This is a genomic window from Frankia sp. CpI1-P (genome assembly GCF_001421075.1).
GTDB lineage: Bacteria > Actinomycetota > Actinomycetes > Frankiales > Frankiaceae > Frankia > Frankia torreyi.
Genome location: NZ_LJJX01000070.1, coordinates 14,943 through 30,479, shown reverse-complemented (window position 1 = coordinate 30,479; position 15,537 = coordinate 14,943). Strand labels below are relative to the sequence as shown.

Annotated in this window: 13 protein-coding genes, 1 tRNA gene and 12 pseudogenes; 9 read left to right on the top strand and 17 right to left on the bottom strand. The window is 71.1% G+C overall.

The features are described from left to right. A pseudogene (locus tag FF86_RS27950) lies at positions 1-213 on the top strand (IS701 family transposase); the annotation flags it as partial. Between the two features lie 568 nt (positions 214-781). Here FF86_RS27950 and FF86_RS27945 read toward each other — a convergent pair. Beyond that, the coding region (locus FF86_RS27945) for a sensor histidine kinase (protein WP_242419755.1) at positions 782-1,819 on the bottom strand (1,038 nt) is incomplete at its 3' end. 392 nt (positions 1,820-2,211) lie between these two features. Here FF86_RS27945 and FF86_RS36720 point away from each other — a divergent pair. Further along, positions 2,212-2,397 (top strand): hypothetical protein, encoded by a 186-nt coding sequence (locus FF86_RS36720; RefSeq protein ID WP_044888097.1) that lies wholly within the window; start codon positions 2,212-2,214, stop codon positions 2,395-2,397. Positions 2,398-2,465: 68 nt separating this feature from the next. On the opposite strand, the pseudogene FF86_RS63275 reads toward FF86_RS36720, so the two are convergent. The 6 genes and pseudogenes from FF86_RS63275 to FF86_RS27925 all read right to left on the bottom strand — a co-directional run. Then, a pseudogene (locus tag FF86_RS63275) lies at positions 2,466-2,531 on the bottom strand (hypothetical protein); the annotation flags it as partial. A 1-nt stretch (position 2,532) separates the two neighbouring features. Further along, positions 2,533-2,764 (bottom strand): annotated as a pseudogene (locus tag FF86_RS59315) (LLM class F420-dependent oxidoreductase); the annotation flags it as partial. A 1-nt stretch (position 2,765) separates the two neighbouring features. Next, on the bottom strand, positions 2,766-3,250 hold a 485-nt coding region (locus tag FF86_RS59310), incomplete at its 3' end, for a TIGR03619 family F420-dependent LLM class oxidoreductase (RefSeq protein WP_396230145.1). A 231-nt stretch (positions 3,251-3,481) separates the two neighbouring features. Then, a pseudogene (locus tag FF86_RS59305) lies at positions 3,482-3,754 on the bottom strand (SDR family oxidoreductase); the annotation flags it as partial. A 1-nt stretch (position 3,755) separates the two neighbouring features. Next, positions 3,756-4,222: SDR family NAD(P)-dependent oxidoreductase (locus tag FF86_RS59300; protein WP_242419754.1), on the bottom strand; the 467-nt coding region annotated here is incomplete at its 3' end. 126 nt (positions 4,223-4,348) lie between these two features. Continuing rightward, positions 4,349-5,425, bottom strand: a complete 1,077-nt coding sequence (locus tag FF86_RS27925) for a zinc-binding dehydrogenase (protein WP_044888100.1) — start codon at positions 5,423-5,425, stop codon at positions 4,349-4,351. A 327-nt stretch (positions 5,426-5,752) separates the two neighbouring features. Between FF86_RS27925 and FF86_RS27920 the strand changes: the two are divergent. The 3 genes and pseudogenes from FF86_RS27920 to FF86_RS27910 form a co-directional block, all read left to right on the top strand. Further along, positions 5,753-6,998, top strand: a pseudogene (locus tag FF86_RS27920) (ABC transporter substrate-binding protein); the annotation flags it as partial. A gap of 1 nt (position 6,999) precedes the next feature. Then, on the top strand, positions 7,000-8,061 hold a 1,062-nt coding region (locus FF86_RS27915), incomplete at its 5' end, for a dihydrodipicolinate reductase (protein ID WP_242419753.1). Further along, positions 8,058-8,966 (top strand): pantoate--beta-alanine ligase, encoded by a 909-nt coding sequence (locus FF86_RS27910; protein WP_055871166.1) that lies wholly within the window; start codon positions 8,058-8,060, stop codon positions 8,964-8,966. The genes FF86_RS27915 and FF86_RS27910, both read left to right, overlap by 4 nt. Positions 8,967-9,092: 126 nt before the next feature. Here the strand turns inward: FF86_RS27910 and FF86_RS59295 are convergent. Beyond that, positions 9,093-9,429: pseudogene (locus tag FF86_RS59295) on the bottom strand (TetR/AcrR family transcriptional regulator); the annotation flags it as partial. A 21-nt stretch (positions 9,430-9,450) separates the two neighbouring features. Further along, positions 9,451-9,572 (bottom strand): annotated as a pseudogene (locus tag FF86_RS59290) (TetR/AcrR family transcriptional regulator); the annotation flags it as partial. 457 nt (positions 9,573-10,029) lie between these two features. Here FF86_RS59290 and FF86_RS59285 point away from each other — a divergent pair. From FF86_RS59285 to FF86_RS27895, 3 genes and pseudogenes are all read left to right on the top strand, one after another. Then, positions 10,030-10,314: pseudogene (locus FF86_RS59285) on the top strand (SAM-dependent methyltransferase); the annotation flags it as partial. Between the two features lies 1 nt (position 10,315). Then, on the top strand, positions 10,316-10,809 hold a 494-nt coding region (locus FF86_RS59280; protein ID WP_242419752.1), incomplete at its 5' end, for an SAM-dependent methyltransferase. A 199-nt stretch (positions 10,810-11,008) separates the two neighbouring features. Further along, positions 11,009-11,082 (top strand) — tRNA-Ile (locus tag FF86_RS27895). Positions 11,083-11,310: 228 nt separating this feature from the next. Here FF86_RS27895 and FF86_RS59275 read toward each other — a convergent pair. From FF86_RS59275 to FF86_RS27880, 5 genes and pseudogenes are all read right to left on the bottom strand, one after another. Next, positions 11,311-11,851: site-specific integrase (locus FF86_RS59275; protein WP_396230144.1), on the bottom strand; the 541-nt coding region annotated here is incomplete at its 3' end. Between the two features lie 45 nt (positions 11,852-11,896). Continuing rightward, positions 11,897-12,210 (bottom strand): annotated as a pseudogene (locus tag FF86_RS59270) (site-specific integrase); the annotation flags it as partial. 1 nt (position 12,211) lies between these two features. After that, positions 12,212-12,489 (bottom strand): annotated as a pseudogene (locus tag FF86_RS59265) (site-specific integrase); the annotation flags it as partial. Positions 12,490-12,519: 30 nt separating this feature from the next. Beyond that, positions 12,520-12,729, bottom strand: a complete 210-nt coding sequence (locus tag FF86_RS27885) for a hypothetical protein (RefSeq protein WP_044888106.1) — start codon at positions 12,727-12,729, stop codon at positions 12,520-12,522. Positions 12,730-12,965: 236 nt separating this feature from the next. Beyond that, positions 12,966-13,265, bottom strand: coding sequence for a hypothetical protein (locus FF86_RS27880; protein ID WP_044888107.1), 300 nt, complete (start codon positions 13,263-13,265; stop codon positions 12,966-12,968). A gap of 149 nt (positions 13,266-13,414) precedes the next feature. Between FF86_RS27880 and FF86_RS27875 the strand changes: the two genes are divergently transcribed. Continuing rightward, on the top strand, positions 13,415-13,618 hold the full coding sequence (locus FF86_RS27875) for an AlpA family transcriptional regulator (protein ID WP_011606534.1): 204 nt from the start codon (positions 13,415-13,417) through the stop codon (positions 13,616-13,618). A 6-nt stretch (positions 13,619-13,624) separates the two neighbouring features. Here the strand turns inward: FF86_RS27875 and FF86_RS27870 are convergent, their stop codons facing one another. From FF86_RS27870 to FF86_RS59255, 3 genes and pseudogenes are all read right to left on the bottom strand, one after another. Further along, positions 13,625-13,816, bottom strand: coding sequence for a helix-turn-helix domain-containing protein (locus FF86_RS27870; protein ID WP_044888109.1), 192 nt, complete (start codon positions 13,814-13,816; stop codon positions 13,625-13,627). Positions 13,817-13,849: 33 nt separating this feature from the next. Beyond that, a pseudogene (locus FF86_RS59260) lies at positions 13,850-14,966 on the bottom strand (replication initiator); the annotation flags it as partial. Position 14,967: 1 nt separating this feature from the next. Then, positions 14,968-15,501, bottom strand: a pseudogene (locus FF86_RS59255) (replication initiator); the annotation flags it as partial. Between the last annotated feature and the right edge of the window lie 36 nt (positions 15,502-15,537).

Sequence of the window (15,537 nt, the reverse complement as noted above, 5' to 3'; positions counted from 1 at the left end):
GGAAACACCGCGACCAGAACCCGCCGGCCGTCCCGCCGACGATGACCGCCGTGGGATACAAGCGTCTCCCCGGTGGCCTGCCGGTCGCCGAACAGCCGGAACCGGACAGGCGCATGATGACACCGTTCACCCTCAACGAGATCCGCCATGTCTTCGCCCTGTTCACCGAAGCCGTTCTCCCACCCGCCATGATCACCTGGTGGTCGGACTGGCNCCGCGGCCACCAGGCCCNCGCCCGCTACTACCACTACCAGACCCGGATCTACGCTGCCCAAANCATCGCCCGGCAGGCAGCAGCCACATAAAGATCACTGGTGCTGTAGTACTAGGAAGAAATTCGGCGGTGACGATGTCGAACTCGAGGGAATCGAAAAACATCGACGACCGGTCCCGGAGAGCGGACTTCGCGACCCATCTTTCGGCGATGTGCTGAGATCCATGCATCCCGACAGCTCGTGAGCGCATGATCTGGACGGGGCCGCCGCCCGTAGAATGGTGATCTCGCTGGAAGGCTAGGAGAAGTCGAGTTCGGGAATTCCTGGCCGAGTGACTTCTCGTGATCCGTTACCGAAATCGCGCCCGCTGTCGCCGTGATCGGCGCGGCACAGGCTGGGGTCACCTCCGGCACGAATCCCATGCTCCCCCGCCGGGAGTGATCGCGGCCATAGGCCGTTCGGCAGATTTTCGGGGAGGTCGTTCCACGGATCGCCGACGCTCTTGTCTGGTACCCCGTCGGCCACCGCAGTCCCGGTCACCGAATCTGTGACGTGGCGGGAGGGGNACGGACCTCGGCCGGACCGTCCACGTCGGCCATCTGGTGTCGCGCCCGGGGCGATGCAGTGATGGGCAGCACGGCGCTGACCTGCCATCCCTGCATGCGCGGGCCCGCCGCCAGAGTGCCGCTCTGCGCCTCGACCCGCTCGGTGAGACTGGTGAGGCCGAAGCCACCTCCCTGGCGGTCGGGATCGGCCAGGTCCGGCGGCGACTGACACTGCCGTCCGTCGTCGGTGACCAGGACATGGAGAGCTTCGGCGACGACGTCGTGGGGCGCGCGGAACACGGCGATTCGCACCTTCGTCGCACCGGCGGCGTGCCGCCGTACGTTGGTGAGCGCCTCGACCACCACTCGGTAACCCAGGCTGCTCACATGGTTCGGCAGTTCCTCCAGCGCGCCGGACGCGAGATCGAGGGATGCCTCGATCGATCCGGTTCGGGTGAACCTGGAGACCAAGGAGGGAAGCTCGCCCAGATCCCGGGGCAAGCGGGGGGTGACCTCCGCGCCGCCCGGCTGTCCGACTACCTCGCCGCGTTCCACCCTGGCCGTCTCGGCAAATACCTGGACTGTACGGTCCATTGCGGCCAACGCCTGGGCGCCGGCGGCTTCGATACGGGGCAGCAGTTCGATAGCGCGGCGTGGATCCTCCCTGGCAAGGACCTGCGCGGCCTGAGCCAACACGACGACGCCGGTGACATCGTGAGCGGCGAAATCGTGCAGATCACGGGCCAGGTCGACGCGTTGCGTCCGGCGTTCGGCGACCACCGCAGCGCGGCTCCTGGAGTCCAGCGAGCGCAGGTAGCATCCACCGCCGACCGAAGCGGCCGACAGAAGGGCCCAGGCCAGGCAGAGTCTGCTCGCCTGCCCGAAGGTCGCATGCGGGTCGACGCGCAGGATCAGCCGCAGCGGCAGCAAGGTGACGGTGATGATCAACGGCGTCCCCAGGGTCAGGGATGTCCGGGGACTCGGGCGGCGCACCGCCGGGACGATGAGGACCAACAGCGCGACTGTTTCCAGCAGCCACCAGTTCGCCGTGGCATTCACGGCTGGTCCGGGATAGAGGAACGTCACGGCCAGGGAGACGCCGNAGGCGACAAGCGAGGCCGGTGGCACCAGTCGAATCCGGTCCGCCAGCCACAGAGTGGGCAGAAGCGCGGCTGCGACCGCGACTACCGCGGAGAAGCCGATGAGGGGTCCGACCTCGGGCAGCGTCACAAGCGCCGCGACAGTGACAGCGGCAACCGACGTGCCGTATGCGATTCCACGCANGGCCCTGCGTACCTGACTGGTCACGCAGCCGTATCCTAGCGCGCGCACTGTGACAAGACACCGGATGTCTCGGTTGTCGGCATGAGCCGCCCAGCGTCGAAGGCTTCGGTGCGGTGATTCTATGATCACGGGGAGAGACTCGGATGAAGCTCGCCGTCGGTAGATAGGTGAGCGGGTGCCGTGCCGCCCGGACCTCGGCGACGAGCGCAGTCCCACAGCTCTGGTCAGACCATCCCCTGGTCCTCTGCCGTCGCCCGCTGCGGCACATCGACGCGTCCACCGCCCCGGCGACCCTCCGACTGCACGGCGTCTGCGAGGAGTTCACGGTCGACCTGTCGGCGTCGACGAGCTGAGGCGGACGACGTCGGCGTAGCGCTCNAGAGCGTCGATGCAGGCTGCCACGCTGTGCCCGGGGGGCTGNACGACGAACCAGGTCGCGCCCGCGTCCCGGGCCTGGCCCAGGAAGTCCAGATGCTCGTCGGGGGAGNCGTTCGGGTCCTGGAGCCACGTGCTCTGCAGGGACTGGAGCTGGACGTCGACGGTGACGTCCCGTCCGCGCTCCCGAGAGGCAAGCTCGTTGACTTCCGTCACCGCCGACCTGAGCTGGGCGAACGACGTCAGGGCGGGCGTGCGCGTCGTGCTGGCGATCGAGTCGGGGATCATCAGGGGGCTCCAGCCCTGCACCCGGGCCGCCCGGCGCCGGGCCACGGCGCTGTTGCCNCCGACCCAGATCGGCGGTCCGTCCGGCGTGACGGGCATCGGCAGAGCGGCGATCGAGGCGGCGGTGAAGTGCCTGCCCTCGTAGTCGAAGGGGGATCTGCTCCACACGCCCCGCAGGACTTCGAGCGCCTCGTCGAACAGCAGGTTGCGCTCGTCGAAGTCCACGCCCAGGGCCCGGAACTCCGAGCGCAGATAGCCGGTTCCGACGACGACGGTCAACCTGCCCTCGGACAGGATGTCCACGGTCGCCGCCGCCCGGGCCGTGAGCAGGGGATTGCGGTACGGCAGCACCAGCAGGTACGTCATGAGGCGAAGCCGGGTCGTTGCCGCGGCGCAGAACGCCAGCGCCGGGACGACGTCGAGCGCCTCGTGCCCGCCCGACCTGAGCCACTTCAGCGACGGCGCCGGGTGTTCGGTGAAGGCGACCGCCGCGTAGCCCAGCCTCTCGGCCGCCTGGACCACTCGGGTGACCCCCGCCGCGGTCACCAGCTCGGGGCTGTAGTGCGGGTCCGACACGGGGAACTCGACGGTGACGTGCACGACGGCGCTCCTGACTGCGGTGGCGGGTGGCGGGTGGCGGACGGCGGACGGCCGCGGCGGGAAGCGAACGGCCGCGGCGGACGGCGGACGGCCGCGGCGGACGGCGGACGGCCGCGGCGGACGGCGGACGGCCGCGGCGGACGGCGGACGGGTGGGCTGCTGGATCAGGGCTGCTGGTCAGGCACCGCCGCTGGCCGTCACGCACTGGCCGGTGATCCATCGGGCATCGTCGCCGGCGAGGAAGGCCACCACGTCCGCGATGTCCTCCGGCTGCCCGAGCCGGCCGAGCGGGACCAGGCTGCCGTAGTGCTCGGCGAGCTGCGGGGTCATCCCGTTGCGGATCAGGTCGGTGTCCACGATGCCGGGGACCACCGCGTTCACCGTCACCTTGCGGGGGGCCAGCTCGGTGGCCCAGACGCGGGTGAAGGCCTCGATCGCCGCCTTGCTGCCNGCGTACGCGGACAGTCCGGGCTGGCGGGTCGACGAGCTGCCGCTGCTGATGCTGATGACGCGCCCACCGTCGGGCATGAGCTCGACCGCCCGCTGCGTCACGAAGAACAGGCCACGGGCGTTGAGGCCGAACGTGGAGTCGTAGATCGCCGGCGTCGTCGCGGCCAGCGTCGGCATGCCGCCGGCCCCGCGCCCGGCGTTGTTGACGAGCACGTCGACGCGATCGGTGCGGGCCCGGATCCGCGTGAACAGATCGTCGACCTGGGCCAGATTGGCGACGTCGGCCTGCTCCGTCCAGGCGTCGCCGCCGTCCGCCTCGATCTCCTTGACCAGGCTGGCGGCCTGCTCGGCACTGGTCGCGTAGTTCACGATGACGGCCGCGCCGTCGCGGGCGAGCCGACGGGCGATGGCTCGGCCGATACCGCGGCCGGCGCCGGTGACGAGCGCGGTCCTATCGGAGAGGGTCATGTCGACCTTTCGGGTGCTCGCGGGGGACACGGCCCGACCCGGCACGTCCGGGTCCGGCGCGTTCTGTCGGCGGTGGGTGGGCGGCGGTGGGTGGGCGGCGGTCGGCGGTGCCGTTCCCGCGGACGGTCAGGGGAGGATCACGGTGCGGACGGACTCGGTGTCGGCGAAGGCGGCGGTGATGTCGGCGGCCGACAGGCCGATGCGTGTGGAGACGAGCCGTTCGAGGTTCAGGCGGCCGGCCTCCGCCAGGCGCACCAGCAGCGGGAAGTCCACGTCGATGTCGGCGGACCCGTACACCGCGCTGGTGAAGTTCCGGCCGCTGCTGACGTGCTCCCAGGCGCCCAGGTCGAGGACCGCGGTCGCCTCCGCCGCTCCGACGGCGACGACGGTTCCCGCCGCACGGGTCATCCGGTAGGCGGCCAGCGTCGTGTCGACGCGCCCGGCCGCCTCGAACGCCGCGTCGACGCCCCGGCCGGCGGTGAGGTCCCGGACGGTTGCGACGAGGTCGTCGGTGACCGCCGGGTCCAGCACGTCCGTCGCGCCGAGGTCCGCCGCCAGCCGACGCTTGGCCGGGACGGGTTCGATCGCGACGATGCGGCTCGCCCCGGCGACGGCGGCGGCCTGGATCACGGCGAGGCCGACGGCGCCTGCGCCCACGACGGCGATCTCGTCACCCGGGGAGACCCGCGCGGTGTTGAAGACCGCTCCCGCCCCGGTGACGACGCCGCACCCGATCAGCGCGAGCTGCTCGTCGGGAAGGTCGGTGCCGACCGGGACGACGGACAGCTCGTGCACGGTGGCCGTCTCGGCGAAGGAACCGAGCCCGCAGAACGCGCTGACGGCACGCCCGTCGTCGGTCCGGTAGCGAGGCGTCGCCCAGATCGCCGGCGTCTGGGAGCACAGGTACTTCAGGTGCCGGCGGCACCACCAGCACCGCCCGCAGGCGGGAATCGACGCCCCGACCACGCGGTCGCCGACGCGGACGCGGCTGACGTCCGTGCCGACCTCGACCACCCGTCCGGCCAACTCGTGCCCGAGCGCCAACGGCAGCCCGAAGGGCAGGTGGCCGGCGAGCACGCTGTGGTCGCTGGCGCAGATCCCGCTTGCGCCGACCGCGACGACGACGTCGTGCGGCCCAGGGGGGAAGGTCTCCAACTCCGCTGTCGCGAAGCTGTCCACGGCACTGGCGATGCCGACGCTCATCTGCTGATCTGCTCCGATGCGAGGCGGGACCGATGCGAGGCGGGACCGGTGCGTGCGGGCGGTGCGACGAGGTGGAGTCGAACTCGGAATGTGCGGCAGGTCATACGACCCTGTCGTCGCAGAGGCTAACGTTCGTTCGCTTCAGTGGTCAACTGGCGAGTTTCAGGCCCGAGTTGGCAGGGTCGATGCGATGGTTCGCAAGGTGGCTGGCTAACGAACGTTGACTTTCCCGGCGTGGGAGCTCTACCTTCCTGCATCACCGCTGTGACGTCCGGCACAGGCCGGCCGCTCGGCGGAGGACCCCGGCTCCCAGGCAAAGGACCGACGATGTCGATCATCCCGTTACGGCGCGCGGGCATCGCCCCGCGCGCGCTGGCCGGCACGGTGCTCTCTGCGCTCGTCCTGACGACGGCCGCCTGTGGATCAAGCGGTTCCGCGGCGGGTGGAGCGGCCGCGTCGGCGGACCCGAGCCTCTTTCCCGGCACGAGGCCGTCGGCGTCGGCGCCGGTGCGCGTCGCGATCATCACGAACGAGGGCGGGGCGGCGATCAGCCAGCCCGAGACGACCGCGGCGGCCAAGGCGGCGGTCAGCTACGCGAACGACAACCTCGGCGGCATCGGCGGCCATCGGATCGACATCGTGCTGACCTGCCCGACGAGGGAGGACGTCGCGACCGCCCGGACCTGCGCCAACAAGGTGGTCGAGGCGAAGGCGGACGCGCTGGTCGTGACCTCGACGGGCCTGGGCGCGACGATCGCGCCGATCGTGACCGGGGCCGGTATCCCGTACATCACCGCCAACGGCGCGACGGCCCCCGAGCTGACCTCCCCCGCCTCGTTCGTCTGGACGGGCGGCTTCCCCTCGATCCTGCGGGCGTGGGCAAAGTACGCCAAGGACAAGGGCTACCGATCGTTCACCGCGTTCGTCATCGACTCCCCGTCCGCCATCGGCGCCGCCCAGCAGTTGGGGGCGCCGGCGTTCAAGGCCGCCGGGGTGGACTTCACCGTCGCCACCGTCCCGGCCGGCACCCCGGACGCCACCCCGATCGTCAGTGCGGCGCTGCGGCGCAAGCCCGACGCGGTCGCCGTCATCGGCGAGTCGACGGTGTGCATCAGCGTCATCAAGGCCCTGGAGACCGTCGGCAACAGCGCCGACACGCTGATCACCCAGCCCTGCGTGGAGCGCAGCGTCCTGGACGCGGTCGGGTCCGCCATCGACGGCACCCAGGTCGCCACCCCGTACGACGTGATCAGCAAGGACGATCCCGAGGTGCGGCGCTACGACGCGATCATGGCCAGGTACGCGCCGGACACCCCGACGGGCGGCTACGCCGGCATCGGCTACCAGGGCATGATGTCGTTCATCCGGGCGGCCCAGGGCATCCGGGGCGACATCAGCCCCGCCGCCGTCACCGCGGCGGTGAAGAGCGCGAAGAACGTGCCGCTGCCGATCGGGCACGGGATCACCTTCACCTGCGACGGCACGGCGCTCCCGCCGCTGATCTCGGTGTGCTCGAGCAGCAACATCTTCGAGCGGTTCGACGGCGGCAAGGCCACCAACGCCCAGGTGGTGGNGCTGCGATGATCCGGGTCGTGCAGTGCTTCACCGGCGGGGTCGGTGCGGAGAACGTCCGCCGGCTGGCCCGCCATCCCCGGATGAAGCTGGTCGGCGTCCTGGTCCACAGCGCGGAGAAGGCCGGTCGCGACGCGGGTGACGTGGTGGGCCTCCCCCCGCTCGGCATCACCACCACCCGCAGCCTCGACGAGATCATCGCGCTGGCCCCCGACGCGGCGATCTGGAGCGCGCAGGGCTACGACCCGGAGTCGATCGCCCGACTGCTCGCCGCCGGCGTCAACGTCTACACCGGGCTCGGCGGCTACTTCCTCGACGGCGAGCCGGAACAGGCCCTGCTGGCCGACGCCTGCCGCACGGGCGGCTCCACCTTCGCCGCCGGCGGCAACATCCCGGGCCTGATCAGCGACGTCCTGCCGATCTTCCTGACCGGCTACACCGGCTCCGTCCGGCACATCGACGCCGTTCAGCGCAACCACGTGGCGCACTACCCGTCCGCCGCGCAACTGCGCGACGGACTGGGCCTCGGGCTCCCACCCGGCGAGACCGAGAGCGCCACGGCGCTGGACGCCGGCTGGCTGTGGCTGATGACGTCCTCGGCCAGGATGGTGGCCGCGGCGCTGAGCGTCCCGTTCACCCGGATCGAGCAGACGGACAAGCGGACCGCGCTGGCCGCCGAGACCGTGACGCTCCCCGGCAGCGGCCTCACCATCGAGGCGGGCACGGTCGGCGGGGTCCGCTGGACCTGGACCGCCTACAGCGGGCCGACCGCCTACCTGACAATCACCAACGAGCAGACCGCCGTGCTCGGGCTCGGCGCGGGCTGGCGCGAGACCGAGCGGGAGCCGGCGTGGACCGTGGAACTCGACGCGTCACCGCCGTTGGTCGCCACCCTGACCTGGCCGGAGGGGACCGCGGCGGCGGCGGCCAACGCCCAGCTCAACTCGGCCCGGGCGATCAACGTGCTTGCCGCCCTGGTCGCCGCGCCGCCCGGCTGCGTCTCCGTGCTGGACCTGCCCATGATCACGTCGAGTGACACCGTCCTGGGCGAGGCCACGCCATGAGCGGGAACGGGCTCCTCGCGGGTTCCGCCCGGACGGTCACGACGATCGCCGGAGTGCGGGCGGCGGCGGACGCGGTGCGCGCCGCCGGTGGACGGGTGGGCTTCTTCGGGACGAGCGGCGCCCTGCACGAGGGGCACCTGACGGTGATCCGGCGCATGGCGGCCGAGTGCGAACTGTCGATCATGCCGCTGTTCCTGGCCCCGGTCCCCGGCGTGACCTCCGACGCGGTCCCCGCCTACGACCGGGACTTCGACGCGGACGCGGCCCTCGCGTTCGACGCCGGGGTGAACCTGGTGTTCCGCCCGGCCGTGGCGGAGATGTACCCCGATCTCCCGGTACGCACGGCCGTCGTGCCGGCCGACGAGCTGGCCGCGCCGTGGGAGAACGCCGAGGACCCGTCGTTCCTGCGGATGGCGGCCACGGCGCTGGCGAAGTACTACAACATCGTCGGCCCGTGCCGGGCGTACACGGGCGAGAAGGACTGGGTGCCGCTGACGGTGCTGCGCCGGATGGTCGTGGACCTGTCGATCCGGGCCGAGATCGTCGCGTGTCCCGTCGTCCGACTCGCCGACGGCCTGTGCGCCTCCAGCCGTAACAGGAGGCTGTCCGCCGCGGACCGAGCCGCCGCACCCACGCTCTATGCGGCGCTGAGGGAGGCCGTCGCCGCCGTCGAGGCGGGCGAACGGGACGCGGGGGCGATCCGCTCCCTGCTGCGGCGACGGATCGCCGCGGTGGCGCCGGTCGACTACGCCGAGGTGGTCGACGCCGCCACGCTCGCCCGGGTCGACCCGCTGGCCGGCGAGCTGCGGCTGCTGGTGTCCGCCGACTTCACCGGCACCCACCTGTTCGACAACGTCGGGGTCACCGTCCCAGGCCCGGCCACCGGCCGTCGACCCTCGGGCTAGCGACGGCTACCTGTTACCCGTTACCCGTTACCCGTGAACCGTTGCCCGTGAGCCGTTGCCCGTGAGCCGTTGCCCGTGAGCCGTCGCCCGTGAACCGTCAGGCAGCCAGCGAGAGCGCGCGCTCGNCCATCCCGATCAGCCGGGTGCGCGCCGCGGTGCCGATGTCGCTGTACTTCGTCGAGTTCAGCAGCCCGAAGATCGCATGCACCTCGATCTGGGCCTGACGTTCGGTGAGACCGGGCCGCAGGGCGCGCAGGGGCGTCACCCACAGCCTGGTGTAGGCGAGCTGCCGGGACCTGACCTGGTGGTCCGCCTCGGCGGACAGGTTCGCCATGTCCCGGTCGTGCACCCTGATCAGATCGGGCTCGCTGGTCGCGAAGCCGGCATGACACGCGATGAGCTGGCGCAGCGCGTCCGCGTCATCGCTCGCGGCCGCGACGACGGCCTGCCCGCTGTCGAGCATCCGCTGACCGATGTCGATCANCAGCTCGGCAAGCACCTCGTCCTTGCTGCCGAAGTGCTTGTACACGGACGGCCCGCTGATGCCGGCGGCGGCGCCGAGGTCGTCGATGGACGTCCCGTGGAATCCGCGGGTGGCGAACATGCNGGCGGCCTCGAGCAGCAGCCGCTCGCGCGTCCGCTGGGCGCTCGGGCGCACCGCGCCGGCTTTACCCACCCGCATCCTCCCCCGTTCCTCGCGCAGTGCGACGCCCGATGACCGCGACGCCCGATGACCGCGGCACCCGACGACCGCGACGCCCGACGACCGAGACACCCGACGACGCAGCCTCGTGCCAGGTTAACGGTCCCTAGCCGGGGAAGGAGCGGCCGGACCGGGTCGTCGACACCTGACATTCAGAAGCATCAGAAGCTCATGTTTAGGTAGTTGATCCGCTGCCATCCGTGCCGATCTAGTCTCGTGTCGGTAGCCGAGACTGCCCTACGTGCCGATCCGGCCCGCGGGCCGCGTACTTGGCTGGATCTTCCGGCTTCGCCGGGTTCGCCCGGCCCAGCTAGCGCGAGGAGAGACGTGNCTGAGCAGCACGATGGCACCGCGGACCCGGTGGACCATCCGAAGATCGACGTGACGACGCCGCATTCGGCTCGGATCTGGAACTACTGGATGGGCGGCAAGGACAACTACCCGGTGGACCGCGAGGCCGGCGACGCCTACATCAAGGCGTTCCCGGGAATCGTCACCCTGGCCATGGAATCCCGACGCTTCCTCATCCGGGCCGTCGGCCACCTCGCCGGTGAGGCGGGCGTCCACCAGTTCCTCGACATCGGCACCGGCCTGCCGACCATGCAGAACACCCACGAGGTCGCCCAGCGCCTCGCCCCCGCCTCCNGGATCGTGTACGTCGACAACGACCCGCTCGTGCTGGCGCACGCCCGCGCCCTGCTGGTCAACACCACGCCGGAGGGCGTGACCACCTACGTCGACGGCGACCTCCACGAACCGGACCAGATCATCGCCGGCGCCAGGAACGTGCTGAACTTCTCCCGGCCGATCGTCGTCATGTTCATGGGAATCCTCGGCCACCTCGCCGACTTCGACGAGGCGCGCGCGGTCGTGGCGCGGGTGGTGGACGCCGTCCCTTCCGGCAGCTATCTGCTGCTGTGGGACAGCACCAACACCAGCGAGGGATTCGACGAGGCCCAGCAGGGCTACGACGACACCGGCGCCGTCCCCTACATCCTGCGCAGCCCGGACCAGGTCGCCCGCTTCTTCGAAGGCCTGGAACTCCTCGAGCCGGGCGTGGTGTCGATCTCGCAGTGGCGACCGGACGCCGGGGGCGCCGCGGCGGTGGACGGCTACGGCGCGGTGGCCCGCAAGCCATAGGTCGAATCATCCCTCTCCGCCTACGCCCACGCCGGCGTGCCCTCAGGAGCTGCAGGCGCCTGGGCCCGAGGCCGCCCAGGCGCCGGCCTCGGGCCCAGAGGCGGCCCTGCCCAAGCACCCGCGCCGCGCCCGAACCCACCCGCTACGCTGTAGGCACTCGACGCTCCAGCACTGCCGGACGCCCGGGGACCAGGCTCAGGGGGCGGTAGCTCAGCCGGTTAGAGCAGCGGACTCATAATCCGTCGGTCGTGGGTTCGAGCCCCACCCGCCCCACACGCTCCCTTCTCCTGCTCGCTGATCTTCGATCAGCTTCGCCACCTGCCGTTATGTCTGCCCGGGGGACGACCCCCGGACCCCCGGCGGCCGGCGTTTTTCTAGATCGAGGATCTTTGGTGGCAGCCACGGTGGCAGCCAGAGTGCACACGTCGGTCTATTGCGCGTCGTCTTCCTCGTCTGGGTCGTCGTTCTGGCTGCCATCGTCGTTCTCGGTGTTCCACAGGNTCTGGCCCATGCGGTCGGCGGCGTCGGTGGACAGTTCCGGGGCTACGTGGCTGTAGGTGCCGAGGGTCAGGCTGATCTGCGAATGGCCCATGATCTCCATGACGACCCGGGGGTGGACGTTCTGCGCGAGCAGGAGGCTTGCCATGGTGTGGCGGGCGTCGTGCAGGCGGGCGGAGCGGACTCCCGCAGCCTTCAGGAGGTTCTTCCAGGCCCGGTGATCGGCGCTGGGGTCGAGCGGATGGCCGATGGGCTGGGTGAAGACCAGCCCGTGTTCGTTGCTCCAGACGTTGCCGGCCGCGTCTGCTTCCTGCTGCTGGGCTATGCGGTGTGCCCGCAGGTCGGCCGCCAGGCTGGGCGGTAGAACGATGGTTCGCCGGCCCGCCCGCGACTTCGGGTGGACGATGACGAGCCCGCCGCCGGTGCGCTGCGGGCATCGGCGCGCCAGGCCGCAGGACTTCGGATCGTCGCAGCCGTGAGCCCAGGCGCGGCGCTGGAGCGCCTGCCGAACGGTGAGTGTCGCGGGCGTGCTGTCGAGGTCCACCGCGTCCCAGGGCAGGCCGAGCGCCTCTCCCTGTCGAAGGCCGANCGCGAGCGCCACGGACCACCGGGCCGGATTACGTCCGCCCTTGGCGGTGTCGAGCACGGCTCGCGCCTCCTTCGCCGTCAGCGGGTTCACTTCGTCCCGCTGGACGGATGGAGCGTCCACGAGCGTCGCCACGTTCCGCGCGGCCTTCCCGCGTCGGTGCGCAATCTTCAGGGCGCGAGAGATGATCCGGTGCATCTGAAGAACGGTCGCCGGTGCCAGGCCCTCCGATTCGCACGCGGTGTAGAAGACTTCGAGATGTTCGGGTTCGAGCCGGTCGAGCCGATATCCACCGAGAGCCGGAACGATCCGGTTCCNGACGTACCCGCGGTAGGTCGCAAGGGTGGACGGTCGCACCTTGCGGCTGGCGATCGTGTCGAGCCAGAACGTCAGCCACTGGTCGACCGTCAGCGGCTTGTTACCGGTGACGACCTTGACGCCGTCCTCCTGCTGCCGGTGGAGCGTGCGCAGCTTCTCGGCGACCTCCGTCCGGGTCTTGCCGGAGAGGTACTTGCGTTGCCGCTTTCCGTCTTTCCAGCCGAGATCCACAGTGGCCCGCCACCGGCCGGAAGCGTCTTTGTAGATGGCTCCTTCACNGGCTCCGCGCCGGCCCTTGCGCGCGGCCATCAGGCCACGTCCAGGGGGTTGCCGTCGGGCCATTCGACGGCGTCGCACCAGGGGCAGCCGTAGGGGCTGTCTTCCATGTCGCAGGCGAACTTGGTCTCTCCGTCGGCCTGCGGGTAGGCGAGTCCCTGGCCGCGGTCGGCGCGGTCGAGGTGGTCGTTCAGCGCCTGTACGAGGCTTACCCGGGTTGGGGGTGGGGTGTTCGTGGGCATGGCGGGTTTGGCTCCTTGCCGAAAGAACGGGCGCGCGGGTCGCGGGTGGCGTGGTCCGGCGCGGGTGGGGTTTCCGTTCTCTGGCGCTGGGATGGTCTGTCGGGTCGCCGGCCGCGTCCAGGGCGCTGCGCGTCGCTACGCGATCGGCCTTCGGCCGACCCTGGACCCGTCCACCGCCCCGACAGCTTCAGGCGCTACCAGAGAACGGAAGAAAAATGGGTGGGGCAGGGGATCCGCTACGGGCGGGTTCCGCTTGCCGCCGCCGGTGCCGTCGGGGTGATGCCCCCGGTGGGCTCGGAGTTCGGGCCGTCGGGCACCGCGCGAAAGACCATGGTCAGGTCGATGTCGCCGAAGTGCTCGGTCAGGAAGGCATCGACCGGCAGGCGGGACATCGCCTCACCGAGGTCGCGGGCGTCGGCGCCGGGGCGAACCGTCAGTGCGTACACGCCGGGCCGGACGATGCTGGCCACGATCAGCGGCACATCTCCGCCGGGGGTCGGGCGGGGGTCCGGGGTGTCGGACGGGAAGATAGGCATGGGTCTCTCTCCTGTTCGCGCAGGAAGGGATCAAGGTTCCGGTCGGGTGTTGCCGCACGCGGCCGGAACCGCCTCAACGTGACTGGACGACCGTCCAGTGGCGCCTACGGTACACGCGGCGCTGGACGGTCGTCCAGTAGATTGCGGGTATGACGCAACCGCTCATGGGAGCGGCGGAGATCGCCCGCCGGCTTGGGGTCGGGCGAACGCGGGTGAACCAGCTTCTGAAGGAAGACCCGACGTTCCCCGCGCCGTACGCCTCCCTGGCCGCCGGTCACATCTGGCGGACCGACGACGTCGAAGCGTGGATTGCCGAACACCGGCCCGACCCCCCGCCGTCCGGCAGGCGGTGAGCGCGGTCATGCCGCCTGTCCGTCGTCGAGGCCGCGGAGCCGGTTGACGAAGGCGTGCAGCGAGGCCGACGGGATGCGTCGGGCGCGTCCGATGTGGACGGATTCGAGGTCCCCGCTGTTCAGCAGGTCGTAGATGGTGCTGCGGCTCACGCCGAGCAGGTCAGCGGCCTCGGTCGGGGTGAGCAGGAGCTTGGTCACGCGGGCTCTCCAGGCTTGCCGGGACAGGGGTGATCAGGCCGCTTCCGCCAGCGGCGGCCCGGTTGCCGAACCCCCGCTGGCCCCTGCTCCGGTGTCCTGTCCGAGCTGTGCGCGCCAGGCGTGGCGTTGCGCGATGGCGTGCAGGATCAGATGTTCGCGTCGGGGCGCGGCCGGATCCCCGGGCCGTAGCAGGGTCCAGGCGAGACGGGCCGGATCGTCCTCGGGTGCAGCCGGGCCGGTGCCGGTGGCGCCGAGTGCCGCGAGTTGCTGGCGGATGAAGTCGACCCGGTCGTGGCGGTGGTCGGTGAGGGTCTTGCCGGACCAGCGGCGGGAGACCAGGACGCGCCGGCCGCCGAAGCCGAGGGTTTCGCGCCGGTGTGCTTTGCCGGTGCACCGGCCGGGGGTGAGGTCCCGGCGGGGGTTGCGGGGTTGGATGCCGTAGCGCAGCCAGTTCGCGCACGTCGGCGCGCAGGGTTCGTAGCGCAGGGCGTCGGCGAGCCGGTCGACGTGCGCCCGCTGCCGGTCGCTGTCGATCTCATGGCAGGCGTCGAGGCTCTTGGTCAGGTACTTGGTCAGGTAGCCGATCATTCGGCCGGTGGTCGCCGAGTTCGCGGTCACCCCGTCGGCGCGGAGCTGTGCGCCGAACCGCACCACATGGGCGGGTTCGTCGTCCTCGCCGATCGCGTCGAGCGCCGCATCCCAGGACGGCAGCGGGACACCGGTGGTCGGGTCGAGGTAGCCGCCGGTGGTGTCGTCCCAGACGGGCAGATGATGATCGTCGTAGACCGGCCGGTCCGCGGAGGGCCACCAGACCTGGTGGTAGGTGGCAGCCGCGACCAGGCGCAGCATCACCCGGGGCACGGTGCCGCGGATCGCGGCGTGCAGGTGCGGGGCCAACCGGCGTTGGGGTTCGAGTGCGGCGAAGTACTGCACATCCCAGCCGACCGCGCGGCGCAGGTTCTGCCAGAACCGGTCCAGCAGCTTCGGGAAGTGGATCGCATCCCGCGCCGCCCGCCGGTAGTCGTACGAGGCCGGGTCCACCGGGGTTCCGTCGGCGCGCACCCGCCCGTACGAGTCGCAGGTCAGGGTCAGGAACATCGACGGCCGCCACACCGTCCCGTCCGGCGCGGTGAACGTCCGCCCGACCGTGNGCCGCTCCACCGGAAGCCGGGGCAGGTCGGGGGCATCCTGGCGACGCTTCGTCGAGCGGACCCGACGCGGCCGGTCCCGGTCTTCCGGTGCGATCCGCCCGCGGACGCCGAGGTCGGACAGTTCCTGGTCGACCTGGCCGATCAGTTCGTCGATCTCCCCGACCTGGCCGGTGTCGCCGGCCGCCAGGACCTCACCGCGCGCTTCTTCCAGGTCCGCTCGCAGCGTCGCCAACGCTTTGGCGTCGTCCGTGGGCGGGTCGGGGTCGGGAAGGGGTTCGTCGTCGAGATGCCATCCCGTCTTGCACTGCGCCATCCGCAGCCGCCGGGCCCGGTCCGCGCACGGCGGGCACTTGCTCGCCAACGTGGCGCCGCAGGGAACGGGGATGATCTGCGTTTCGCCGGTGTCCAGGCTGGTCCGGCGCATCGCCAGCGGCCGGACACACACCCCGTTGTCCAGCGCGACCGCCTCGACGACGTGGCGGGCCAGCGGCGAACGCATCCGCGCAGCCCGGGAACCAGGCCGCTCGGTCGGGGNGGGGATGGAGGNGGGAGGGGTCATCGACAGGGGGA